The following is a 23,006-nucleotide window of genomic DNA, read 5'->3' as shown; positions in this document are numbered from 1 at the left end:
CGCGCGGCGGTCTCAGACGGTCGCGTGGCCGGGGTGCTGCGCGTCGGCTGCTTCCGGGGCGGCGAGGAACTCCACCACGGCCAGCAGGAACAACAGCAGCAGCGCGAGGCCGACGACCACCCACCCGGTGGGGTAGGACCACAGCAGGTACACCAGGACCACCACGGCCACCAGGGTCCAGGTGATCCAGGTGCGGTACCGCCGTACGAACGGGCCCACCGGGCCGGTGCGCATGCCGGCGCGGTCCGCGGTGGTGCGCACCTCACCGATGCCGGAGGTCCACAGCCGCCGCACCAGCCCGGCGCGCCGACCCGGCCCCGTGAGCCAGGCGCCGAGGGCGATGACGACGCCGAGGGCGATGACCACCCGTACGGAGGTCTGGAGGAAGCGCGTGAGCGTGTCGTAGACGGCACCCGCCGCGTCCTGCGAGACGTCGGCCGGAAGGTGGTCGAGGTAGATCACGCGGAAGATCCGCAGCCCGATACCGAGCAGGAGGACCGCGAACGCGGCGGCGAGGGAGGCCGCGACCAGGGCCCTGCGGCGCCGGACCGCGAGGAGGACACCGGCGGCGATCAGCAGGACGGCGACCACCGGCAGCCAGTTGCCGGCGAGTTGCAGCAGCCGCACGTACGTCTTGATCTTGCCGATCTGGTCGGACCGGACGAGGGTGAAGTTCGTGTGGATCTCGGGGATGCGCCCGACGACGGTCAGGCCCTGGTCGACGAGACGCTGCTTGACGTCGTCGATCAGGGGAGCGAGGTCGACGGTGACGGTGTCGTTCGTGAGCTGTACGGCTCCGCCGCCACTGCCCGTGAGGGCCTTCTCGACGGCGCTGTGCACGCGGCGGTTGGCCTCGGTCCACAGCGTCCGGAAGGCGTCCGAGGCGACGATCGCCTGCGCCCTGTCCTGCACGAAGCTGCGGAGCGCCCCCTCCAGGGAGTCGGCGAGCGGGCCCAGTGCCTTCTCCACCAGCGGCCGGTCCGTCGCGGGGATGTCGGCGAGCAGGGAGGGCAGGTCGATTCTCGCCATCAGCGCGTCGGTCGCCCGGGTGGCGACGGCGTCCTGGACATCGGGGTTGGAGGCCAGCGGGGCGACCGTGGCGACATAGCGGTCGGTGTCCCCCACCTGGTCGGCGGCCCATGCGGCGACGACGGCCAGGGGAGCGAGGATGCAGCCGATCGTGATGAGGACCGCGGCGAGGAAGGAGCGGCCCCGGTGCCGCGGCGGCCGTGCCGCTTCGCTCTCCAGCGCGGCCACCCGGGCCCGCAGTTCCTCCAGCTCGCTTCGTTCCGCGCTCTCGTCCGGGAGTCCGTTGCCGTCCGCCACCCGTGCCTCCTCGTCGAACCGGTCGCGCCGTCGCCGCGGCTGCGCCGTCGACCGTCACCGCGGTCGTACCGCCGCGGTCGCCGCGATCTCTGCGACCGCTCTGTTGTCAGCGCACCGTCGCGAGCGGCCACGCGCGAGAGGAGCTAGGCCGTTGGTGCTATTTCACTGGCATTCGCGGGCATTTCACAGCTTTTCATTGACATGTGACGCTACGTCCGACCTGCAGATCATGTCCGCCTGACGTTCGCTGTGGGGGCATCCATCGCAACCGGCAGTCATGGCGTCCGGCGGGAGCGACCGCGGGACGGACGGGCCGCCGCGACCCCCGGCTGGACGCACGCGATCGACTCCCGCACCCCGGCCCGGGCGGCGGCGCCGGCCGGGGCGCCGCCGTTCGCCGATCCCAAGAACCGGACCCGCCGCAGTATCCCCCGCGGCGGCTCACGGAACGACGACGGCGAAGTCCGGGTCCGGGGCGTCGAGATACCCGAGCAGTTCGGTGAGCCTGCCCGCGTCGCCGGTGAACGTGACACCCTCCCGGGCCGACAGGTCGGCCGCGGAGGCGGCGCCGGTCAGCAGGTCCCGCAGGTCCGCCTCGGCGAGGGTGACCTCGACGTCCGGATCGGGCGCCGCGGGGCCGGTGCCGGCGACGTGGGTGAGGACCCCGTTGCGCAGGCGCAGCGTGACGGGTTCGCCGTCGGTGAGCTTCCAGCGCACGGCGAGGTCCGCGTCCCAGCTGCGCGGACCGTCGACCCGGATGGCGAGGGAGTCGAAGAGCTGACCGAGGGTGAGCGCCGCCAGCAGGTCGGGCGAGGTGGTGACGGTGGGGGTGCCGACCGGGCCGTGCCGCAGTTCCAGGGCGCCGGTGAGGAAGAAGTTGCGCCAGGTGCCGTTCTCGCTGCCGTACCCGAGCTGCTCCAGGGCGTCGGCCTGCAGGCTGCGGGCGTCGGTGTTGTCCGGGTCGGCGAACACCACGTGGTCGACCACCTGGACCACCCAGCGGAAGTCACCGTCGGCGAAGGACCGGCGGGCCCGGCGCAGGACCTCTTCGGCGCCGCCCATGAACTCCACGTACCGCCGGGCGGCCTCGGTTGGCGGGTGCTCCCACAGATGCGCCGGATTGCCGTCGAACCAGCCCAGGTAGCGCTGGTAGACGGCCTTGGTGTTGTGGCTGACGGAGCCGTAGTAGCCATGGGTGTGCCACGCCCGCTCCAGGGCCGGGGGCATCCGCATCTCCTCGGCGATCTCCAGCGGGGTCAGGCCCTGGTTGGCCAGGCGCAGGGTCTGGTCGTGGAGGTAGGCGTACAGGTCGCGCTGCTCGGACAGGAACGCCACGACGCGCTCGCGGCCCCAGATCGGCCAGTGGTGCGAGGCGAACGCGGCGTCGGTGGAGTCCGCGAAGAGGTCGATCGCCTCGGTGAGGTAGTGGGCCCATACGCGCGCGTCGCGGACCTGGGCACCGCGCAGGGTGAGCAGGTTGTGCAGGTTGTGGGTGGCGTTCTCGGCCATGCACAGCACCGAACGGTCGGGGAAGTGAAGGTTCAGCTCGGCCGGCGCCTCGGTGCCGGGCGTGAGCTGGAAGACCATGCGGATGCCGTCGACGGTCTCGGTCTGCCCGGTGCGCGTGAGGTACGCGGTCGGCGGGATGAGACCGACCGCGCCGGTGGAGACGGTCTGGCCGAGTCCGGTGCCGATCTGCCCGCGCTCCCCCTTCGGCAGGGCCGCGCCGTACATGTAGGCGGCGCGGCGGTTCATGGCCGTACCGGCGTAGACGTTCTCGCTGGCGGCGTGCTCCAGGAAGCCCTGTGGGGCGAGCACCGGTACGCCGGCCGCGACGTCCTCGTCGGTGACGACGCCCCGGACGCCGCCGAAGTGGTCGGCGTGGCTGTGGGTGTACAGCACGCCCGTCACGGGCCGGTCCCCGCGGTGGCCGCGGTACAGGGCCAGGCCCGCGGCGGCCGTCTCCGCGCACAGCAGCGGGTCGATGACGAAGACGCCGCGCTCGCCCTCGACGAGCGTCATGTTCGACAGGTCGAAGCCGCGCACCTGGTAGATGCCCTCGGCCACCTCGAACAGACCGTGGTCGGAGCACAGCCTGCTCTGCCGCCACAGACTGGGGTTGGCGGTGTCGGGGCAGTCCCGGTCCAGGAATCCGTAGGCGTCGAGGTCCCACACGGTGCGCCCGTCGGCGTCGGGGACGACGCTCTGCCGCGCCGTGCCCATGAACCCGCGCCGCGCGTCCTCCAGGTCCCGTGTGTCGTCGAAGGCGAACCGGTCCCGCACACCCCGGTTGACCGCCGCGATCCCCGGCTCGGCCGGCCGGGGTTCGGTGTTCTGGGACATGTCGATCTCCCTTGCTGGGGACGCCGGCGCCTGCGGCGGGGCGCACTGGGCCAGTGCCCCCACTCTCACCCGTTCCCGGTGAGCGGCACGAGCGGGCGTAGGCCGGGCGGGGAAGGGCGCCGGACCGGTTCCCGCCGCGGCCGGGCGGCGACGCGGACGATCAGCGGCGGTAGGCGGTGGCCGCGACGGCGGGCAGCACGGCGAGCGCGAGCACACCGCAGGTGAGGGCGAGGGCCGGATAGCCGGCCTGGGCCATGACGACGCCCGAACTCAGCCCACCCGTGGCGCCGGCGACGGCGATGGACACGTCGACCATGCCCTGGGTCCGGGCACGGGTGGCGAGCGGGACGGCGTCGGTGATGATCGCCGTGCCGGAGACGAGGCCCAGGTTCCAGCCGAGGCCGAGCAGGACCAGCGCGAACGCGAGCAGGGCGACGGAGTCGCCGGGCGCCGTGGCCGCGACGACGGCGGCGGCCAGCAGAGTGAGACCGGAGGCCACGGCGACCGTCAGGGCACCGTCGAAGGTCCCGCCGCGCGCACGGCGCCGGGCTCGGGCCCGGTCCACGAGCCGGCCCGTCAACGGCGAGGGCAGGTACATGGCGCCGATGTGGAGGGCGATCACCACACCCGCGGCGCCGGTGCCGTGACCGTGGTCGTGCAGGTGGACCGGCGTCATCGTCATGATCGCGACCATGACGAGCTGGGACAGGACCATGACGAGCGCCCCGAGGACCACACCCGGACGTGCTCCGCCCGCGCGGCCGGTGGCCGGCGCGATGCCGCCGGGGGCGCCGCTCTCGCCGCCCGCGGCCAGGGTCCGGGCGAGGAGCAGTGGATCGGGCCGCAGCCGGACGGCCAGGACGAGCGCGGCGAGCGCGTAGGCGGCACCGGACAGCAGGAAGGGACCGGCCAGGAAGGGAATGCCGAGGGACTCGGCGAGGCCGCCGGTGGGGGCGGCGAGGTTCGGGCCGGCGACGCCGCCGAGGGTGGTGGCGACCAGGACGGTGGACACGGCCCGGGCCCGGTGGTCGGGCCGGGCGAGATCGGCGCCGGCGTACCGGGCCTGGAGGTTGGTCGCGGTGCCCGCGCCGTAGACGAACAGCGCGAGGAACAGCAGGACGGGGCTGTCCAGGACGGCGGCGACGATGACGCCCGCGGAGCCGACGGCCCCGGCCAGGTATCCGGCGGCCAGGCCCGGGCGGCGTCCGCGGGCCTGGGAGATCCTGCCGACGGCGATGGCGGCGAGCGCGGAACCGGCGGTGAACAGGGCGCTGGGCAGGCCGGCGAGGCTGGTCGAGCCGAGCATGTCCTGGGCGAGGAGGGCGCCGACGGTCACGCCGGCGGCCAGCCCCGCCCCGCTGAGGATCTGGGCGGCGACCAGCACGCGCAGGACACGCCGCTGGGCCGGGTCGGCGTCGGATATCGCGGCCGGCGTGCCGGCGGGCACGGTGCCGGTCATGCCCGTCCCCCGTTCCCGGCGCCCGGCCCGGCCGCTCCGGCGGCCGCTCCGGCGGGCTCGTCGCCCGTGTCCACGGCCCCGGCGGGCGGGCCGCCCACGTCCCCGCTCTCCACGGGTTCGCCGGCGAGGCGCCATTCGAGCATGCCGTCGTGGAGGCGGATGGCCCGCCGCCCTCGATCGGTCAGCAGCCGCACCGCGTCGTGGGCGAGGACGCAGTACGCGCCGCGGCAGTAGACGACGATCTCCGTCGCCTCCGGCAACTCGCCGATCCGGTCGGCCAGTTCCCCGACGGGGATGGAGATCGCACCGGGGACGTGCCCGGCGTGGTACTCCTCCGCCGGCCGCACGTCCAGCACCACGACGTCCCGGGCCCCCACGCGGGCCCGCAACTCCTCGCGGCCGACCTCCGCCGCGCCGTCCTCGCCGAGGTAGGCGTCCCGTGCTCCGGGGACGGCGGCCTGGTGGTTCTCGGCGACCGCGCGCAGCAGCGCGAAGAGGCGGGCCACGTCCTCGCCGGCGAGGCGGTAGTGGATGCGCACGCCCTCGCGGCGGGTGACGACGAACCCGGCCTGCTTGAGGGTCTGGAGATGGGCCGAGGCCGTGGTCAGGTTCAGTCCGGCGGCTTTCGCCAGGGCGTCCACGGTGCGCTCGCCCTGGGCGAGCAGGTCGAGCAGTTCCAGGCGCTTCCCGCTGGCCAGTGCCTTGCCGCTGGTCGCCAGCGCGTCGTACAGCCGCGCCTTCGCGCCGTCGCGGGCGCCCGCCGCCCGATCCTCCGGCGCGGCCCCGGCGGCGCCGCCCTCCATCGCGTTCCTCACCCTGTTCCTCCCCTTGCCCGTCCGCGCGGGCGCGTTCCCGCGGGTCCCGCCGTCGTGGTCCCGTTCCGTGGGGCGGTTCCGTGCCACGGAACGGAACCGCCCCCCGTAATCCATAAATCCATGGAATAGCGTAGAGGCCGGGGGGGCGCCGTGACCACACGGCCTTCCGCATCCACCCCCCTGGAGGACCCGCGCCCGTGCCTGCGGGCCGAGCTCGCCCAGTTCGCCCTGCTCGTCGCGGACGACCGGTGCCGCTCGGCCCGCGATCAGGGACGAAGGGCCCCTGCCGGGGCCGGCCTGTGCGCGTGGAGGCTGAGGGGAGGAGAGGGCGGAGCAGCGACCGGGCGGACCGGGAGCGGACACGGCGCACCTCCCGGGAGGTGGACGCGATGATGTACTGGGACGGCGGTGGCTGGGCCTGGATGACCTTCATGCCGATTCTGTGGATCGTGCTCGTGGGTCTGCTCGTGTGGGCGCTCGTCCGCCTGACGCACCCGTTGGGCCGCGGCACCGGCGGCGCGCCCCCCGGCACCCCCGGACGTGAGACCCCGGAGGAGATCCTCGACCGACGGTTCGCCGCGGGCGAGATCGACGCGGACGCCTACGCGCGGGCCCACGAGCAGCTCGCCGCGCACCGCGGCAAGACCCGCTGACCCGGCGGCCCGCCCCGGGCGCGTTCCGCCCGCAGGCCCGCCGGGACGCGGTTGCGCCGGGCGGTGGAGACCCGCCTCCGGTGCCCGTGGACGCCGTCCCCTCGCCCCGTCCGCCCGCGCGCCGGCCCGGTGCAGCGCCGCTCCCCGGCGGACCGTGCCGCCCCTGCGCCGGCCCGGACCCCGGCTCTTCCGGGTGCCGGGCCGCCCCGGCTCCGCCTCAGCCGGCTGCTCCCCCGCCCTCGCGCGAGGCCACCCCGCCCACGGTGAAGCCGATGACCGAGCCGCCGCCCTCGCGGTGCGCGGCGAAGGGGGCGCCGCCGTGTGCCAGCGCCACCTCGCGCACGATGGACAGGCCCAGACCGGACCCGGGCAGGGAGCGCGCGTCGGCGGCGCGGTAGAACCGGTCGAAGACCCGCAGCAGGTCGCAGTCGGCGACACCGGGGCCGCGGTCGAGGACCTCGACCCGGACCGGGCCGGGGACGGCGGGCCCGGCGACGGTGATCTCGATGGGCGCGGTGCCGTCGCGGTCGAACTTGGCGGCGTTCTCCACCAGGTTGGACACCGCCCGCTGGAGCGGCCCCGGCCGCCCGTGCACCGTGGTGCCACCGCTCGCCCGCAGCACGATCTGCCGTCCGGTACGGCGGCGCGTCAGGCCGGCCACGTCCTCGGCGATGTCGGCGAGGTCCACCGTCTGTGCCGGCTCGCTGTCGGACTGCCCGGCGGCGAGGTCGACCAGCTCGTTGACCAGGTCGGTCAGCTCTCGGGCCTCCTGGCCCAGGTCGGCGACCAGTTCCTCCCGGGCCCCGGGCGGAAGCTCGTCGATGCGGCGCAGCAGGGAGATGTTGGTCCGCAGCGAGGTCAACGGGGTGCGCAGCTCGTGACCGGCGTCCTGGACCAGGCGACGCTGGTCCTCCTCCGACTGGGCGAGCCGGCCCAGCATGCGGTCGAAGGCACGGCCGAGGCGGCCCACCTCGTCGTTGCCGGTGACGGGCACCTCGACGCCGAGGTGGCGGGTGCGGGCGACGTCCTCGGCGGCGTCGGTGAGCACGACCAGTCGGCGGGTGATGCGCCGGGCCAGCCACCAGCCGAACAGCCCGGCGAGGAGCACGACGGCCGCCATCGTGACCAGGGTGCGCTGCTGGAGTGACCGGAGCAGGTCCTCGGTGCCGCTGAACTCCTGCGCCACCTGCACCGCGCCCCGGCCGCCGCCCAGGGAGACGGTCGCGATCCGGAAGACGTCGCTTCCGACGTCGACGTCCTTGTGCACCGCCAGCCTCCCGGCGGCGACCGATCCGGCGATCTCCCGGTCGGTGCCGGTGACCGGCAGGGCGGGCCGGCCGCTGTCCAAGACCCCGCCGTCCGGGCCGAGGACCTGCACGTTCGTCCTGGCGGGTCGGACCACGTCGTGGCCGGGCGCGGAGGAGGAGAAGTCCTCCGGCGCCATCCGGTGCTGCCGCGCCTCGCCGCGCACGTCCTGGACGACCTCGTCGAACACGGACTGCTGGTCCACGCGGACCAGTCCGGCGGCGGCGTTGTAGGAGAGGATCCCGACGAGCACGGTGACGGCGGCGGTCACGGCGGCGAACGACACCGCGAACGTGGTGCGCAGCGACACCAGCCTCGGCCACCGCGAGGGCAGCAGCCGGCGCGGCCGGGCCACTCAGTCCTCCCGCAACACGTAGCCCACCCCGCGGACCGTGTGGATCAGCTGGGGCGCGTCGGGCTGGTCGAGCTTGCGGCGCAGATAGCCGACGTACACGGCGAGGTTCTTCGACCCCGGACCGAAGTCGTAGCCCCAGATGCGGTCGTAGATCATGGCGTGGTCGAGGACGATCCCGGCGTTGCGGACCAGCAGCTCCAGCAGTTCGAACTCGGTGCGGGTCAGCTCCAGCTCGCGCTCGCCGCGCCAGGCCCGGCGGGCCTGCGGGTCCATGCGCAGCCCGGCCGCCTCCAGGTAGCGGTCGGGGGACGGCTTCGGCGCCTCGGCGGGCGGCTCCGCCACCGGGCCGGTCCGGCGCAGCAGTGCGCGCAACCGGGCGAAGACCTCCTCGATGTCGAACGGTTTGACGACGTAGTCGTCGGCGCCCGCGTCCAGCCCCGCGATCCGGTCCGCGGTCTCGACGAGGGCGGTGAGCATGAGGATCGGGGTGCGGTCGCCCTCGGCGCGCAGCACGCGGCACACCTGGAGACCGTCGATGCCCGGCATCATCACGTCCAGGACGAGCACGTCGGGCGGTGACGTGTGCGCCTGTGCCAGCGCCTCGACGCCGTCGGCGACCGCGGTGACCCGGTAGCCCTCCAGGGTCAGGGCGCGTTCCAGGGCATGGCGGATGGCGCGGTCGTCCTCGGCGAGCAGCACGGTGTGGGGCACGGTCCCAGTCTGCCAAGGTCACCCGGCCGTCCGACATGACGAGCGACTCACCGGCGGTGCTTCTTACTCCGCTCTCACCGTGCCCACCGCGCGCCGGCTGGTCGCGGCCGGGGTGCCGCTCGTCCCGGCGGGCTGCGGACACCTGCCGGCCCGCGCCCCACGGGGCGCGGGCGGAGGGTGGGACCTGCCGGCCCCCGGATGCCCGGGTCCGCAGGGCTGCTGCCGCGCCACGCCCCTAGGGCACCAGCACCAGCCGCCCCCTCACCCCGCCCTCCGCCAGCCGGGCGTGCGCCTTGGCCGCGTCGTCCAGGGCGAACGTCTCGGCCACCCGGAGGGTGAGCACCCCCTCGTCCACGAGCCGGACCAGCTCCGCCAGCCGCGCCCCGTCGGCGCCCACCTGGACGGCCGTGGTGCGCACACCGCGCACGGAGGCGGGCCGCGCCGGCGGGATCACCCCGGCGTAGGCCCCTCCGTCGCGCACCCGGGCCAGTGCCGCCTCCCCGAGGACGGCCGCGTCGAGCACCGCGTCGTAGGACCCGTCTGCGGCCGGCTCGGAGTCCGCCGCGACGAAGCCGGCCGCGCCCAGCGACCGCACGAGTTCCTCGTCGTCCTGCCGGGCGAGGGCCGTCACCTCGATCCCGCGGTGGGCCGCGAGCTGCACCGCGAACCCGCCGACCGCCCCGGCCGCGCCCGTCACCAGCAGCGACCGGCCGGGCGTCAGCTCCAGCAGGTCCAGGGCCTGTGCGGCGGTGAGCGCGTTCAGCGGCAGGGTCGACGCCGCGACCGCGTCCGCCGTCGCGGGTGCGGCGGCCACGGCGTCCGTGTCGACGACGACGTACTCGGCATGGGTGCCGACCGGCTTGGCCATGCCGGGCTGGAGGGCCACCACCTCGTCCCCGACGCTCCAGGCGGCGTCCGCGCCGACCGCCTCGACCGTCCCCGCGACGTCCCAGCCGAGCCCGGTCTGCCCGCCTTCGCCGCCGAAGACGCCCTCACGCGTGATCGCGTCGACCGGGTTCAGGGTCGCCGCGGCGACCTTGATCCGTACCTGCCGGGCGTCCGGCTCCGGCACGTCCACCGGCACGACCTCCACGGCCTCCGGTCCGCCGAAGCTCCGCACGACTGCTGCACGCATGGCAACTCTCCCTGTTCCCTCACTGGTTGATCGCTTCTGCCCGGGCAGCGACAACCGTAGGAAGGGTTACTATCCCCGGGGAAGTAGTTACCCGGGAGTGCGTTCGTACCGATGAGGAGAGCCATGGCGACCATGACCGCCGCCCAGCGCCGCGAACAGGCCCGCATCGCGTACGACGCCTTCCTGCGCGACTGCCCGACCAACCAGCTCCTCGGCCGGCTCAGCGACAAGTGGGTCGGCCTGGTCGTCGCCGCCCTCACGCCGGGCCCGCTGCGCTACAGCGAACTCAGCCGGAAGATCGCGGGCGTGAGCCCGAAGATGCTCACCCAGACGCTGCGTTCCCTGGAGCGCGACGGCCTCCTCACCCGCACCGTCACCCCGTCCGTCCCGGTCCGCGTCGACTACACGCTGACCCCCCTCGGCAGCAGCCTCGCCCTGCTCCTGGGAGGGGTGAAGGAATGGGCGGAGGCTCACTTCGACGAGGTCCACACGGCCCGCGCACACTACGACGCGGACAACGGCGGCGGCGCGGAGAAGCAGCGGGACGCAGCGGCGGACCGCGGGGGCCGCCGGCCGTAGGGCGTGGTGCGGGCCGGCTCAGAAGGTGTACGCGTCCCCCGTGTCCAGCACCAGCACCTGCTGCCGGTCGTTGTCCCGGTTGCGGTCCACGGCGCCGCCACCCCACACCGTGTCGATCCGGAGCCGCACCTCACTCGGCCGTCCCCGCAACCGCACCGCCAGCTCGATCCGCTCCCCGATCCCGTCCGCCTCCAGCTCTCCCGTCCGGCACATCACGTCCCGGTCCGCCGTCCGCACGCACCCGGCCGGCAGCCACGGCTGCCGCACCGCGAGCGGCACCGACCAGCGCAGCCGCACGGTGGCGTCCGGCACCCCCGACGGCCCGTGGTTGCGCGGCGTCAGCCCCACCTCCACCCGGCCCCAGGCCATCGCGGCCACACCGTGGTAGGCCAGGTCGGCCCCCGGGTCGGCGGCACCCACGGGCGAGGCCGCCCCGACCGCACCGAGCGCCGCCAGTGCCGCGCCCCACATCACAAGCCTCCGCACGCCGCTCACTCCTCACTCATCGCAGTCGTCGCGTTCATCGCGTTCATCGCGTTCGCCGTGTGCGTCACCCGCGTCGCGTTCGTGCGCGTCGCACTCCTCGCACGCGCCGCGTTCGTCGCACGCGCCGTGTCCTCGCGTCGTACGGATGTATCCCACGCGTGGCTCCGGACAGGCGCCCTCCAACAGGTGACGCGCGTGTGCCACGCTGCGGGCATGCCGATCCTCCGGTCCGCCGCCCTCTTCGTCGTCGCCGCGCTCCTGGAGGTCGGCGGCGCCTGGCTGGTCTGGCAGGGGGTGCGGGAGCACCGCGGCCGGTGGTGGGTGGCCGGCGGCGTCCTCGCGCTCGGCGCCTACGGTTTCGCCGCCACCTTCCAGCCCGACGCCCACTTCGGCCGCATCCTCGCCGCCTACGGCGGCATCTTCGTGGCCGGCTCGCTCGCCTGGGGCGCGGTCGCCGACGGCTACCGGCCCGACCGGTGGGACGTGGCCGGCGCGCTGGTCTGCCTGACCGGCATGGCCGTGATCATGTGGGCGCCGCGCGGCGACGGCTGACCCGGCCGCCGGGCCGCGGTGCCCCGGGCGGAGGGCCGCCCGGTGACGTACCGGACCGGGCCGCCGCTCCGGTCGCCTACCCTGGGCGCAGGCCCGTCGCACACACGCCCGAGGAGCTGCCCATGGCCACCGCCGTCCCGTCCGCCGCCTCCCGCATCGCCGTCGTCACCGGTGCGAGCAGCGGCATCGGCGCCGCCACCGCACGGCAGCTCGCCGCGGCCGGTTACCGCGTCGTGCTCACCGCCCGCCGCAAGGACCGCATCGAGGCGCTGGCGGAGGAGATCGGCAAGGCGGGCCACTCGGCGACGGCCTACCAGCTGGACGTGACCGACCGCGCCGCGGTCGACGAGTTCGCCACCGCGTTCCGGACGATCGGCGTGCTGGTCAACAACGCGGGCGGCGCGCTCGGCGCCGACCCGGTCGCCACGGCCGACCCCGACGACTGGCGCACGATGTACGAGACGAACGTCCTCGGCACCCTGAACCTGACCCAGGCCCTGCTGCCCAAGCTGGAGGCGAGCGGCGACGGCACGGTCGTCGTGGTCTCCTCGACCGCCGGGCACAGCACCTACGAGGGCGGCGCGGGCTACGTGGCCGCCAAGCACGGGGCCCACGTCCTCGCCGAGACGCTCCGCCTGGAGATCGTCGGCAGGCCGGTCCGCGTGATCGAGGTCGCACCCGGCATGGTCAGGACCGAGGAGTTCGCCCTGACCCGTTTCAGCGGCGACCGGGAGAAGGCGGACAAGGTCTACGCGGGCGTCGCCGACCCGCTGACCGCCGACGACGTCGCCGACACCATCACCTGGGCCGTCAGCCGCCCCCCGCACGTCAACATCGACCTCCTCGTGGTCCGGCCGCGGGCGCAGGCCTCGAACACCAAGGTCCACCGGGAACTGTGATGACCGACGACACGCCCGCGAGCACGCCGGCACAGCCGAACGGGGAGACCTCCCCGGAGACCTCCGGGGAGGTTCCGGCGGAGACCTCCCCGGAGGCACCCGGGGCCCAGTCCCTGGAGCGGCAGCGCCTGGAGCAGGAGACGAAGGACGAGCGCAAGGTCTGGTACTTCCTGGCGTACTTCCTCTTCGGCATCCACTTCGTCGCGTTCGTGATGATCTACGCCGTGCGGCACGCCAAGTAGGCGCGGGGCAGAGGTGGAGCCGGGCGGGGCCGAGGCGGACAGGACGGGTGGACGGACACCTGGTGCGCAACAGGCAACGTTCGCCCCGTCGCGGCACTGGAAGCGACTCAGCCCTTGACGCAGACGACCTGCTTCAGCTTCGCCACGACCGCGACGAGGTCCCGCTGCTGGTCGATGACCTGCTCGATCGGTTTGTAGGCGCCGGGGATCTCGTCGACGACGCCGGAGTCCTTGCGGCACTCCACACCCCGGGTCTGCTCCTGAAGGTCCTCGGTCGTGAAGCGCCGCTTGGCCGCGCTGCGGCTCATGCGCCGGCCCGCGCCGTGCGAGGCGGAGTTGAAGGAGCGGTCGTTGCCGAGGCCCTTCACGATGTAGGAACCGGTGCCCATCGAGCCGGGGATGATGCCGAACTCGCCGGTGCCGGCCCGGATCGCGCCCTTGCGGGTGACGAGCAGGTCCATCCCCTCGTACCGCTCCTCCGCCACGTAGTTGTGGTGGCAGGAGATCTCCGGCTCGAAGGCCGGTCTCGCCTTCCTGAACTCCTTGCGGACCACGTCCTTCAGGAGCGCCATCATGATCGAGCGGTTGTACGCGGCGTACTCCTGCGCCCAGAACAGGTCGTTGCGGTACGCCGCCATCTGCGGGGTGTCCGCCACGAAGACCGCCAGGTCGCGGTCGACCAGGCCCTGGTTGTGCGGGAGCTTCTGGGCGATGCCGATGTGGTGCTCGGCGAGTTCCTTGCCGATGTTCCGGGAGCCGGAGTGGAGCATGAGCCAGACGGCGCCGTCGGTGTCGGTGCACACCTCGACGAAGTGGTTGCCCGAACCCAGCGTGCCCATCTGCTTCGTGGCCCGCTCCGCGCGGAACTTCACCGCCTCGGCGACCGTGTCGAACCGTCCCCAGAAGCCGCCCCATCCGGACGTCGGGAAGCCGTGCAGCCGGCCCGGGTCGACGACGTCGTCGTGCATCCCGCGACCCACCGGGATCGCCTGCTCGATCCTCGACCGCAGCCGCGACAGGTCCCCCGGAAGGTCGTTCGCGGTCAGCGAGGTCCTCACCGCCGACATGCCGCAGCCGATGTCCACGCCCACGGCCGCCGGGCACACGGCACCCTGCATGGCGATGACGGACCCGACGGTCGCGCCCTTGCCGAAGTGGACGTCCGGCATGACGGCGAGACCCTTGATCCACGGCAGGGTGGCGACGTTCTGCAGCTGCTGCATCGCCCCGCCCTCCACCGTCGCCGGGTCGGCCCACATACGGATGGGGACCCTGGCGCCCGGCACCTCCACGAAGGACATATCTTCCTCATTCCCCCCGAATCAACATGAAAGCCTCAGATCGCAAAACCGGCGCCAGGGCCGACGAATGGGACAGGGGACCGGCGTCCACGGCAGTGCGTGCGATAGACATTGTGGTCAGGGTGCGCCCCCGAGCGGCAAACGAATATGCGGCGGGGACACCGAACGACCGAGCACGTGGGGCCCAGCCCCGCCGTCGAGAGGAGCCTCACCGTGCAGCGGAAGGCCTACGTACCCGGCGCGGCCGCGCTCCTCGCGGCGCTGCTGGCCGGCTGCACCGGGGGCACGGGCGACGGCGGCAGCTCGGACAACTCCAATCCGGGCGAACCGGGCGCGGCGAGCGCCCAGGCCCAGCCCGGCAAGTACCGCACCCTGCCCGAACCGTGCGGCGTGGTCAGCCCGGCCACTCTGGACCTGATGCTGCCCGGCATCGCGGAGATCGCCGACGAGGAGCAGCGGGACAAGGCCTACCGGGGCACCCCGATCCTGACCTACGACACCGACCGCAAGGTCGGCTGCCGCTGGAAGGTGGAGTCCACGACCGCCACGGACCACCTGTACGTCGACTTCGAACGGATCGTCAGCTACGACAACACCGTCAGCGACGACAGCGAGGCGGAACAGCTCTTCGCCGGGCAGCAGGCGGCGGCCGACCTGCCGGAGCCGGCTGGTTCGGCGTCCGGTACCGACGCGTCCGCCGCTCCGTCCGCCACGTCGAGCGCACCGGTGGGCCCGGTGCCCTCGGCCTCCCCCCCGGCGTCCGCGTCCGGCTCGTCCTCCGCCTCGTCGTCCCCTTCCTCCTCCCCTTCCTCCTCGGAGGACCTGCGCCCGCGCGTCCTCGACGACCTCGGCGACGAGGGCTTCCTCGACGACCAGCTCTCCCCGTCCGGTTCGACGGCCAAGCGGCGCAAGGTGACTGTGGCGTTCCGCACGTCGAACGTCATCGTGACGATCGAGTACGAGGAGCAGCCGGCGACCACCGCCGCAGAGCCGGACAGCAAGGAAATGCAGGACAAGGCACGGAAACTGGCGGCCCGACTGGCGGACGCGCTCTCGGGCTGACACCCCCGCACCCCCGCGGCCCGCGGGCCGGTCATGGGCGTGAAGCCCGGCAGCACGGCTCCCCCACCGCGTACCGTGACCTCTCGGACCCCGTCCGACCGCAGGAACCACGAGCGTCATGAGTGAAGGAACCATGCAGCGACGAGCCCAGCGAGACCAGCGTGACGATCAGGGGGCGGCCCCCGCACCCGGCTACGGGCAGCGGGGGAAGGAGCAGCGGGCACGTCGGCTGCGCGCCCTCGCCGGCGTGGCGGCCCTGCCCTTGATGCTGGTCGCCGCCGGCTGCTCCTCCGGCGACTCCGGCTCCGGCTCCGGCTCCGGCGGCGAGAGCGACGGCGCGAAGGCCGCCGGAGCCTCGCGGTCGTCGTCGGCGAGCGCGTCCCCGACGGTGCAGGCGGCGGCGTACCGCACGCTTCCCAAGGTGTGCGGGGTGCTGTCGAAGAAGACGCTGGAGGACCTGGTCCCGGAGGCGAAGTCGGGCAAGGAGGGCACCTCCGGCGACACCTCCACCCGCGCCAGCTGCTCCTGGAGCAGCCTCGACAACAACGGGGTGAAGGGCTCGCAGTTCCGCTGGCTCAACGTCTCCCTGCTGCGCTTCGAGTCCGACGTCACACGCGGCGAGGGCGACCGGCTCGCCCACGACTACTACGAGAAGCAGGTCAAGGACGCCAAGGCGGTGACGGGCGCCGAGAACACCAAGGCGGCGCCGGTCACCGGCACCGGCGACGAGGCCACCTCGGTCAGCTACGACCTGAAGAAGAAGGAAGGCGCGTTCAAGCAGCAGACGGTCGTCACCCGCGTCGAGAACGTCGTCGTCACCCTCGACTACAACGGCGCCGGCCTGGCCGGCGACAAGACGCCGGACGCCGCCGACCTGACGAAGGCCGCGCAGAAGGCGGCCAAGGAGGCCGTCACCGCGGTGTCGACCGCCAACACCGCCTCGTCGAGCGCCCAGCCCTCCCCGTCGGCCTCCACGTCGGCCTCCGCCAAGCCGTCCGCGTCCGCCTCGAACAAGAACTGAGCGAGCCGGAGACCGGGGAGGGATCCGGGACCAACACCCGGCTGAAGGACCCGAAGAGCGCAACGGGCGGACCCGGGAGCGGCCGGCAGGAACCGGACCGGCGCCGAAACGGCACCGAATCGGCACCGAAGCGGACCCGGGGCAGCCGACCGGGCACCCGTACACCGCACACATGTGCAACCCTGTTGCGCGCAACACACGCAGTGGGAGGGGAGTACGGGTGGCCGCGCCCATACAGCTGACACGGATGCACCGGATTCTCATCGGCGTGGTCGTGGCCGGTGCCGTCATCATCGCGGGCATCGGCTTCGCCGGGTCGTACGCGGCCGTCCGCGAGCTCGCCATCAAGAAGGGGTTCGGGAACTTCAGTTACGTGTTCCCGATCGGCATCGACGCGGGCATCTGCGTGCTGCTCGCCCTGGACCTGCTGCTGACCTGGATCCGGATCCCGTTCCCCCTGCTGCGCCAGACGGCATGGGTCCTCACGGCGGCGACGATCGCGTTCAACGGCGCCGCCGCCTGGCCCGACCCGCTCGGCGTCGGCATGCACGCCGTGATCCCGGTGCTGTTCGTGGTGGCGGTCGAGGCCGCCCGGCACGCCATCGGCCGCATCGCCGACATCACCGCCGACAAGCACATGGAGGGCGTCCGGCTGATGCGCTGGCTGCTCTCCCCGATACCCACGTTCCTGCTGTGGCGGCGGATGAAGCTGTGGGAGCTGCGCTCCTACGACCAGGTCATCAAGCTGGAGCAGGAACGCCTCGTCTACCAGGCCCGCCTGCGCTCCCGCTTCGGCCGATCCTGGCGGCGCAAGGCGCCGGTGGAGTCCCTGATGCCGCTGCGTCTGGCGAAGTACGGCGTTCCGCTGGCGGAGACGGCCGGGGCCGGGCTGGCCGCGGCGGGCATCGAGCCGGTGCTGCTGCCGCCGGCACCGCAGCGTGACGCGCTCGGCACGGCCTCCGTGGACGGCCGGGCCACCGCCGTGACGCACGCGGGCGGCCAGGAAGCCGCCCCGGCCGCCCGGGCCCTCGGTGGGGCACCGGCCGGCGAGCGGCGCCCGAACCCGGGCGCCCCTGGCGCGGGCATGCCGCCCGCCGGGTTCGAGGAACTGCCCCCCGAGCCCGACGACGAGCAGTCCCCGTGGTTCAACACCCCCCGCCAGGTCGAGTACCACGGCAACTACGACCCCTCTTTCGACCTGTCGTACACCGACCCCTCCTACACCCCGGAGGAGCAGTACGAGCAGTGGTACGAGGAGCAGTACCCGCAGGACCCGGAACAGGCGGACATCTCCCCGGAGCAGACCGGCAGCTTCCCGATCCCGGTGGTGCCCGGCCGCACCCGCGAGCTGGGCGACGGCGGCGGCAGTCCCGCCCCGGAGCCGACGGAGGAGGACTACTACCAGGTCTTCCGCCAGTCGATCAACGGCAGCTACCCGACGCCGCGCGAGCTGATCGACAACGTCCAGGCGGAGTTCGGCAGGGACCTGGCCGCCGACGAGGCCAAGCGCATGGTCATGCGGTTCCAGAACCGCCACACCGCGGAACTGGAAGAGGACCACATCGCCTGACGGCCCGCCCGGTCGGCCGGCTGACCGGTCGGCCGGCCGACCGGGCGGCGGGTCCGGAGCGGCGGGCCGGACTCCGCAGGAGCGGGACGGGGAACGGGAACGAAGCCGCCGCCAGAGCCGGCGCGCACCCGCGGGCACCCGAGACGCACGCCCCGGGCACGGAAAAGGGGCCCTCGCCGAGGGCCCCTTTCGTTCACTCCCCGAGCAGCTTGCGCACCCGCTCCTGCCCGACCGCCAGCAGCAGCGTGGGCAGCCGCGGCCCGGTGTCCCGCCCGACCAGCAGGTGGTACAGCAGCGCGAAGAACGTCCGCTGCGCGGTCTTGATCTCCGGCGGCAGCTCCTTGGGCGTGGCGTCCGCGGGGAACCCGGCCTGCACCTTCGGCACCCCGTACACGAGGTGGGTGAGGCCGTCCAGCGACCAGTGCCCGGCGAGCCCGTCCACCAGCAGCCGCACCGACTCCCGGGACGCCTCGTCGAGGGACTTCAGCAGCTCGACGTCGGGCTCCGCGCGCACGATGGTCCGCTGGTCGGCGGGAACGTGCGTGTTGATCCAGGCCTCGGCCCGGTCGTAGCGCGGCCGCGCCTCGTCGAGGGAGGCCAGCGGCCGCTCCGGGTCCAGCTCGCTCAGGATCCGCAGCGCCTGGTCCTCGTGGCCGGCGCTCACGTCGGCGACGGACGCCAGCGTCCGGTACGGCAGCGGGCGGGCCGTGCGCGGCAGCTCACCGGCGGCCGTGCGGACCGCGCGGGAGTGGGCGGCGACGTCGGCCGGCAGGGCCGTACCGTCGGCGACCTTGGCGTCCAGGCGGTCCCACTCGTCGTAGAGCCGCTGGATCTCCTGGTCGAAGGCGATCTTGAAGGACTGGTTCGGCCGGCGCCGGGCGTACAGCCACCGCAGGAGCTGCGGCTCCATGATCTTCAGGGCGTCGGCCGGGGTGGGCACGCCACCGCGCGAGGACGACATCTTCGCCATGCCGCTGATGCCCACGAAGGCGTACATCGGGCCGATCGGCTGCTTGCCGCCGAAGATCCCGACGATCTGCCCGCCGACCTGGAAGCTGGACCCGGGAGAGGAGTGGTCGACACCACTGGGCTCGAAGACGACGCCCTCGTAGGCCCAGCGCATCGGCCAGTCGACCTTCCACACCAGCTTGCCCCGGTTGAACTCGTCCAGCCGGACGGTCTCCGAGAAGCCGCACGCGGTGCACGAGTACGTCAGCTCGGTGCTGCCGTCGTCGTAGTGGGTGACGGTGGTGAGGTCCTTGCCGCAGTTGCCGCAGTACGGCTTGTACGGGAAGTACCCGGCGGAACCGGAGGACCCGTCGTCCTCGCTCGCCGCGCCCGACCCCTCGGCCGCCTCCAGCTCGGCCTCGTCGACCGGCTTCTGCGACTTCTTGGCCCCGCCCTTGGCCTTGGTCCGGTACTGGGCGAGCACCGCGTCGATGTCCTGCCGGTGCTTCATCGCGTGCAGGATCTGCTCGCGGTAGACACCGGAGGTGTACTGCTCGGTCTGGCTGATCCCGTCGAACTCCACGCCCAGCTCGGCCAGCGACTCGACCATCGCGGCCCTGAAGTGCTCGGCCCAGTTCGCGTAGGGCGAGCCCTGCGGCGCCGGGACCGAGGTCAGCGGCTTGCCGATGTGCTCGGCCCAGGACTCGTCGACGCCGGCGATCCCGGCGGGCACCTTGCGGTACCGGTCGTAGTCGTCCCAGGAGATCAGGTGCCGGACCTCGTACCCGCGCCGCCGGATCTCGTCGGCGACCAGGTGCGGGGTCATGACCTCGCGCAGGTTGCCGAGGTGGATGGGCCCGGAGGGAGAGAGCCCGGACGCGACGACGACCGGTTTGCCCGGGGCCCGACGCTCCGACTCCTCGATGACCTCATCCGCGAAACGGGAGACCCAGTCGGTGGTCTCGGTGCTCTGAGCCACGATCGGCACGTCCTTCTTTCTGAACGGGTGACACCCCATTGTCACAGACCGGCATGCGACCCGGAAAACGGCTTTACCCCCCATGGGATACTGGCCGGGACCATCCATCCCCACGAGGAGAACGGCACCCACACCTATGGCCTCGGTCACGTCCCTCAGCGATTCCGTCCGGCAGCACCTCGCGTCCGCCCTCTCGGCCACCCTGCCGGAGGCCGCCGGCGCGGACCCGCTGCTGCGACGAAGCGACCGGGCCGACTTCCAGGCCAACGGGGTCATGGCGCTCGCCAAGAAGGCGAAGGCGAACCCGAGGGAACTGGCGACGCGGGTGGTGGCCGAGGTCGCCACCGGTGACGTGATCAAGGACGTCGAGGTCTCCGGCCCCGGCTTCCTCAACATCACGATCACCGACGCGGCGATCGTCCGGAACCTGGCCGCGCGCCACGCGGACGACACCGGACGCCTCGGTGTGCCGCACGCCGGGCAGCCGGGCACCACGGTCGTCGACTACGCCCAGCCGAACGTGGCCAAGGAGATGCACGTCGGCCACCTGCGGTCCGCGGTGATCGGCGACTCCGTGGTGAAGCTGCTGGAGTTCACCGGCGAGAACGTGGTCCGCCGCCACCACATCGGCGACTGGGGCACCCAGTTCGGCATGCTCATCCAGTACCTGGACGAGCACCCGCACGAGCTGGACCACAAGTCCGGCGAGGTGAGCGGCGAGGAGGCGATGTCCAACCTGGACCGCCTCTACAAGTCCGCGCGGAAGCTGTTCGACTCCGACGAGGAGTTCAAGACCCGGTCCCGCCGCCGGGTGGTGGACCTCCAGGCCGGCGACCCGCACACCCTGGCCATCTGGCAGAAGTTCGTGGACGAGTCGAAGATCTACTTCTACTCGGTCTTCGAGAAGCTCGACATGGAGATCAGCGACCCCGACATCGTCGGCGAGTCCGGCTACAACGACATGCTCGCCGAGACCTGCCGCCTGCTGGAGGAGTCGGGTGTCGCCGTCCGCTCCGAGGGCGCCCTGTGCGTCTTCTTCGACGACATCAAGGGCCCGGACGGCAACCCGGTCCCGCTGATCGTGCAGAAGTCCGACGGCGGCTACGGCTACGCCGCGACCGACCTGTCCGCGATCCGCGACCGCGTCTTCCACCGGAAGGCGACCTCGCTGATCTACGTCGTCGACGCCCGCCAGTCCCTGCACTTCAAGATGGTCTTCGAGACCGCCCGCCGGGCCGGCTGGCTCAACGAGGACGTGCACGCCTACCAGCTCGCCTTCGGCACGGTGCTCGGCAAGGACGGCAAGCCGTTCAAGACCCGTGAGGGCGAGACGGTCCGCCTGGTCGACCTGCTGGACGAGGCGATCGACCGCGCGACGGCGGTGGTCCGCGAGAAGGACGTCAGGCACCAGCTGTCCGAGGACGAGATCACCGAGCGCGGCGCCCAGGTCGGCATCGGCGCGGTGAAGTACGCGGACCTGTCGACGTCGGCGAACCGGGACTACAAGTTCGACCTGGACCAGATGGTCTCGCTCAACGGCGACACCTCCGTCTACCTCCAGTACGCCTACGCCCGCATCCAGTCCATCCTCCGCAAGGCCGGCGAGGCCCGCCCCGCCGCCCACCCGGAGCTGGACCTGCACGAGGCGGAGCGCGCCCTCGGCCTCCACGCGGACGCCTTCGCGGCCGCGGTCGCGGAGGCGGCGGGCGAGTACGCCCCGCACAAGATGACGGCGTACCTGTACCAGCTGGCGTCCCTCTTCACGACCTTCTACGACAAGTGCCCGGTCCTCGGCGCCGACACCCCGGAACAGGTCGCCAACCGCCTGTTCCTCTGCGACGTCACCGCCAGGACCCTCCACCAGGGCATGGCCCTCCTGGGCATCAGGACACCCGAGCGGCTCTGAGCCCTCCGCCTGAGCGCGGCCGAGCCCCCTGCCCGGAACCCGTCCGGGCAGGGGGCAGAACCGGCTGACGGCGTGCCATCTGGGACGACCGGCGCGTTGAAGCCGACGAAGGCCCAGTGCTGTGCCCGGTGCGCGGGCGGCAGGAGCGGGCCGGAGTACTCATCCGGCCCGCTGTCGCGATGGTGCTTGGCGCGCGAAGCCTGCTGGAGGCCGATCAGTTCCAGCTAAACCGCCAGGGCCTGTTCAGCCCTGCGGTCTCGGAGGCTCAAACGTGCGCCGCCCGCTGGTCGAGCTGGACGACAAGCCCCTGCCGCGGATCGCGAAGGGGCGGCGGCAGGTGCGCTGGCATGTGCGGACGCCGTCTCCACGACGTAGCGGAGCATGCCCAGGTCCTTGATGTTCAGGGCACCCCTGCGGGAGATCGGCGGCAGGATCCGGCGTCTGCGCAGCTCGCAGCGGTTGGGGGTTGTGTCGTAGCGCTCGTCGCCGAGCACGGCACCGGGCCGGCGTCGTGGGTGTCCGGGCTTGCCGACCACCGGCCGATGCCGTCGACGAGGGGCTGGGTCTGGGTGACGTCGTTGATGTTGGTGCGGGTGGGGATGACCTTGATTGGGAACCCTTCCCGCCTCAGATCAAGTGGTGCTTACTGCCCTGCTTACCCATGCCCTGCAGGCACAGCCGGTGGTCCACCGGCTTCGGACCGAGTTGTCAGCCCTGTCGTCAGGGTGCTGTCGCCGCTTCTTCGACTCAGCCACAGTGGCCTCCACCCTTCTCTTGCGGCGGCATGTGCAAGTCCGCATCTTCGGCGCCCGCCGGTCATTCTCGTTCGCCACCAGCACCTGTCCAGAACTATCCCAGGGCGTCTAGAACGGCGGCGGCTCGTACGGAAGCTCCGCACGAGCAGGTTCAGCCCGGGCCAAGCTCTCGAGGCCGAACCGAGACGCATACCGCTCGATAGCTGAATCAGATAGAGCCGCAAACGTAAGCATCCACACCTGCTCACCGGGGCCCGCATATCCCATCGGTGGAGGTGCCATGCGAACCAGCGCATCCTCGCTACACCACAGCTTGACCTGAGGCTCTTCGCTGTCAAGAGCTCCGAACTTCAGCGGCTCAAACGACTCCAGAGCCTCACTGGCTTCTGAAGCATCGACAAAGGTGGTGAACTTGGACGCGCTTCCGATGACGGCTTCCCGTACGGTGCAATGCAGAAGAAATTCACTGAGAAACTCACCCGACCTCGCCCAGTCGCCTTCTCCCGCCCTCCTGGAGAAGACCTGGAGTCTGTCATCATCGAGGTTAACAGCCCAGAAATAGCCGTTCTGATTCTCCACCCAGAATTCGAGCATGCCGCGAGAG

The 23,006-nt window shown here is 72.6% G+C and carries 20 protein-coding genes; 9 read left to right on the top strand and 11 right to left on the bottom strand.

The annotated features are described in order from the left end of the window. Window positions 1–12 precede the first annotated feature (12 nt). The 4 genes from I3F54_RS08055 to I3F54_RS08040 form a co-directional block, all read right to left on the bottom strand. Window positions 13–1,326: a hypothetical protein gene (locus I3F54_RS08055; protein ID WP_240117941.1), complete on the bottom strand. Its 1,314-nt coding sequence runs from the start codon at window positions 1,324–1,326 to the stop codon at window positions 13–15. Between the two features lie 441 nt (window positions 1,327–1,767). After that, window positions 1,768–3,669: an alkyl/aryl-sulfatase gene (locus I3F54_RS08050; RefSeq protein ID WP_240117940.1), complete on the bottom strand. Its 1,902-nt coding sequence runs from the start codon at window positions 3,667–3,669 to the stop codon at window positions 1,768–1,770. Window positions 3,670–3,829: 160 nt separating this feature from the next. Continuing rightward, complete coding sequence (locus I3F54_RS08045) at window positions 3,830–5,128, bottom strand: MFS transporter (protein WP_240117938.1); 1,299 nt, start codon at window positions 5,126–5,128, stop codon at window positions 3,830–3,832. Further along, window positions 5,125–5,943 carry a metalloregulator ArsR/SmtB family transcription factor gene (locus I3F54_RS08040; RefSeq protein ID WP_240117937.1) on the bottom strand — a complete coding sequence of 273 codons (819 nt, stop codon included), beginning with the start codon at window positions 5,941–5,943 and terminating at the stop codon, window positions 5,125–5,127. Before I3F54_RS08040 ends, I3F54_RS08045 begins: the two co-directional genes overlap by 4 nt. A gap of 389 nt (window positions 5,944–6,332) precedes the next feature. Here I3F54_RS08040 and I3F54_RS08035 point away from each other — a divergent pair, with 389 nt between their 5' ends. Then, window positions 6,333–6,596: an SHOCT domain-containing protein gene (locus I3F54_RS08035; RefSeq protein ID WP_240117936.1), complete on the top strand. Its 264-nt coding sequence runs from the start codon at window positions 6,333–6,335 to the stop codon at window positions 6,594–6,596. Between the two features lie 217 nt (window positions 6,597–6,813). Here the strand turns inward: I3F54_RS08035 and I3F54_RS08030 are convergent, their stop codons facing one another. The 3 genes from I3F54_RS08030 to I3F54_RS08020 form a co-directional block, all read right to left on the bottom strand. Next, window positions 6,814–8,256 (bottom strand): HAMP domain-containing sensor histidine kinase, encoded by a 1,443-nt coding sequence (locus I3F54_RS08030; RefSeq protein WP_240117935.1) that lies wholly within the window; start codon window positions 8,254–8,256, stop codon window positions 6,814–6,816. After that, window positions 8,257–8,967 carry a response regulator transcription factor gene (locus I3F54_RS08025; protein ID WP_240117934.1) on the bottom strand — a complete coding sequence of 237 codons (711 nt, stop codon included), beginning with the start codon at window positions 8,965–8,967 and terminating at the stop codon, window positions 8,257–8,259. Window positions 8,968–9,202: 235 nt separating this feature from the next. Continuing rightward, window positions 9,203–10,102 (bottom strand): NADP-dependent oxidoreductase, encoded by a 900-nt coding sequence (locus I3F54_RS08020; RefSeq protein ID WP_240117933.1) that lies wholly within the window; start codon window positions 10,100–10,102, stop codon window positions 9,203–9,205. 123 nt (window positions 10,103–10,225) lie between these two features. Here I3F54_RS08020 and I3F54_RS08015 point away from each other — a divergent pair, with 123 nt between their 5' ends. Continuing rightward, window positions 10,226–10,681: a helix-turn-helix domain-containing protein gene (locus I3F54_RS08015; protein WP_240117932.1), complete on the top strand. Its 456-nt coding sequence runs from the start codon at window positions 10,226–10,228 to the stop codon at window positions 10,679–10,681. An 18-nt stretch (window positions 10,682–10,699) separates the two neighbouring features. On the opposite strand, the gene I3F54_RS08010 is transcribed toward I3F54_RS08015, so the two are convergent. After that, the gene (locus tag I3F54_RS08010) at window positions 10,700–11,152 is read right to left on the bottom strand and encodes a hypothetical protein (RefSeq protein WP_240118132.1); all 453 of its coding nucleotides are present in this window, start codon (window positions 11,150–11,152) and stop codon (window positions 10,700–10,702) included. A gap of 228 nt (window positions 11,153–11,380) precedes the next feature. Here I3F54_RS08010 and I3F54_RS08005 point away from each other — a divergent pair, with 228 nt between their 5' ends. From I3F54_RS08005 to I3F54_RS07995, 3 genes are all read left to right on the top strand, one after another. Beyond that, on the top strand, window positions 11,381–11,719 hold the full coding sequence (locus I3F54_RS08005; protein ID WP_240117931.1) for a YnfA family protein: 339 nt from the start codon (window positions 11,381–11,383) through the stop codon (window positions 11,717–11,719). Between the two features lie 122 nt (window positions 11,720–11,841). Then, entirely contained in the window at window positions 11,842–12,618 is a 777-nt protein-coding gene (locus tag I3F54_RS08000; protein WP_240117930.1) for an SDR family NAD(P)-dependent oxidoreductase, read from the top strand. Further along, complete coding sequence (locus I3F54_RS07995; protein WP_240118150.1) at window positions 12,618–12,860, top strand: hypothetical protein; 243 nt, start codon at window positions 12,618–12,620, stop codon at window positions 12,858–12,860. Before I3F54_RS08000 ends, I3F54_RS07995 begins: the two co-directional genes overlap by 1 nt. 107 nt (window positions 12,861–12,967) lie before the next feature. Here the strand turns inward: I3F54_RS07995 and I3F54_RS07990 are convergent, their stop codons facing one another. Next, on the bottom strand, window positions 12,968–14,161 hold the full coding sequence (locus tag I3F54_RS07990; RefSeq protein WP_240117929.1) for an RtcB family protein: 1,194 nt from the start codon (window positions 14,159–14,161) through the stop codon (window positions 12,968–12,970). Between the two features lie 213 nt (window positions 14,162–14,374). Here I3F54_RS07990 and I3F54_RS07985 point away from each other — a divergent pair, with 213 nt between their 5' ends. The 3 genes from I3F54_RS07985 (at window position 14,375) to I3F54_RS07975 (ending at window position 17,814) form a co-directional block, all read left to right on the top strand. Continuing rightward, a complete protein-coding gene (locus I3F54_RS07985) occupies window positions 14,375–15,223 on the top strand; it encodes a DUF3558 domain-containing protein (RefSeq protein WP_240117928.1) in 849 nt (282 codons plus the stop codon). 118 nt (window positions 15,224–15,341) lie between these two features. Continuing rightward, on the top strand, window positions 15,342–16,244 hold the full coding sequence (locus I3F54_RS07980) for a DUF3558 family protein (RefSeq protein ID WP_240117927.1): 903 nt from the start codon (window positions 15,342–15,344) through the stop codon (window positions 16,242–16,244). A 220-nt stretch (window positions 16,245–16,464) separates the two neighbouring features. Further along, complete coding sequence (locus tag I3F54_RS07975) at window positions 16,465–17,814, top strand: DUF2637 domain-containing protein (RefSeq protein ID WP_240117926.1); 1,350 nt, start codon at window positions 16,465–16,467, stop codon at window positions 17,812–17,814. A 193-nt stretch (window positions 17,815–18,007) separates the two neighbouring features. Here the strand turns inward: I3F54_RS07975 and lysS are convergent, their stop codons facing one another. Next, entirely contained in the window at window positions 18,008–19,750 is a 1,743-nt protein-coding gene (gene lysS / locus I3F54_RS07970) for a lysine--tRNA ligase (protein WP_240117924.1), read from the bottom strand. A 127-nt stretch (window positions 19,751–19,877) separates the two neighbouring features. Between lysS and argS the strand changes: the two genes are divergently transcribed. After that, the gene (gene argS / locus I3F54_RS07965; protein WP_240117923.1) at window positions 19,878–21,647 is read left to right on the top strand and encodes an arginine--tRNA ligase; all 1,770 of its coding nucleotides are present in this window, start codon (window positions 19,878–19,880) and stop codon (window positions 21,645–21,647) included. A gap of 863 nt (window positions 21,648–22,510) precedes the next feature. Here the strand turns inward: argS and I3F54_RS07960 are convergent. Then, window positions 22,511–22,996, bottom strand: a complete 486-nt coding sequence (locus I3F54_RS07960) for a hypothetical protein (protein WP_240117922.1) — start codon at window positions 22,994–22,996, stop codon at window positions 22,511–22,513. Window positions 22,997–23,006: the final 10 nt, after the last annotated feature.

Origin of the sequence: Streptomyces sp. MUM 2J, from assembly GCF_022414535.1 — a bacterium.
Taxonomy (GTDB): domain Bacteria; phylum Actinomycetota; class Actinomycetes; order Streptomycetales; family Streptomycetaceae; genus Streptomyces.
Note: the sequence above shows the minus strand (reverse complement) of the source record. Positions and strands in the feature narration are given on the sequence as shown.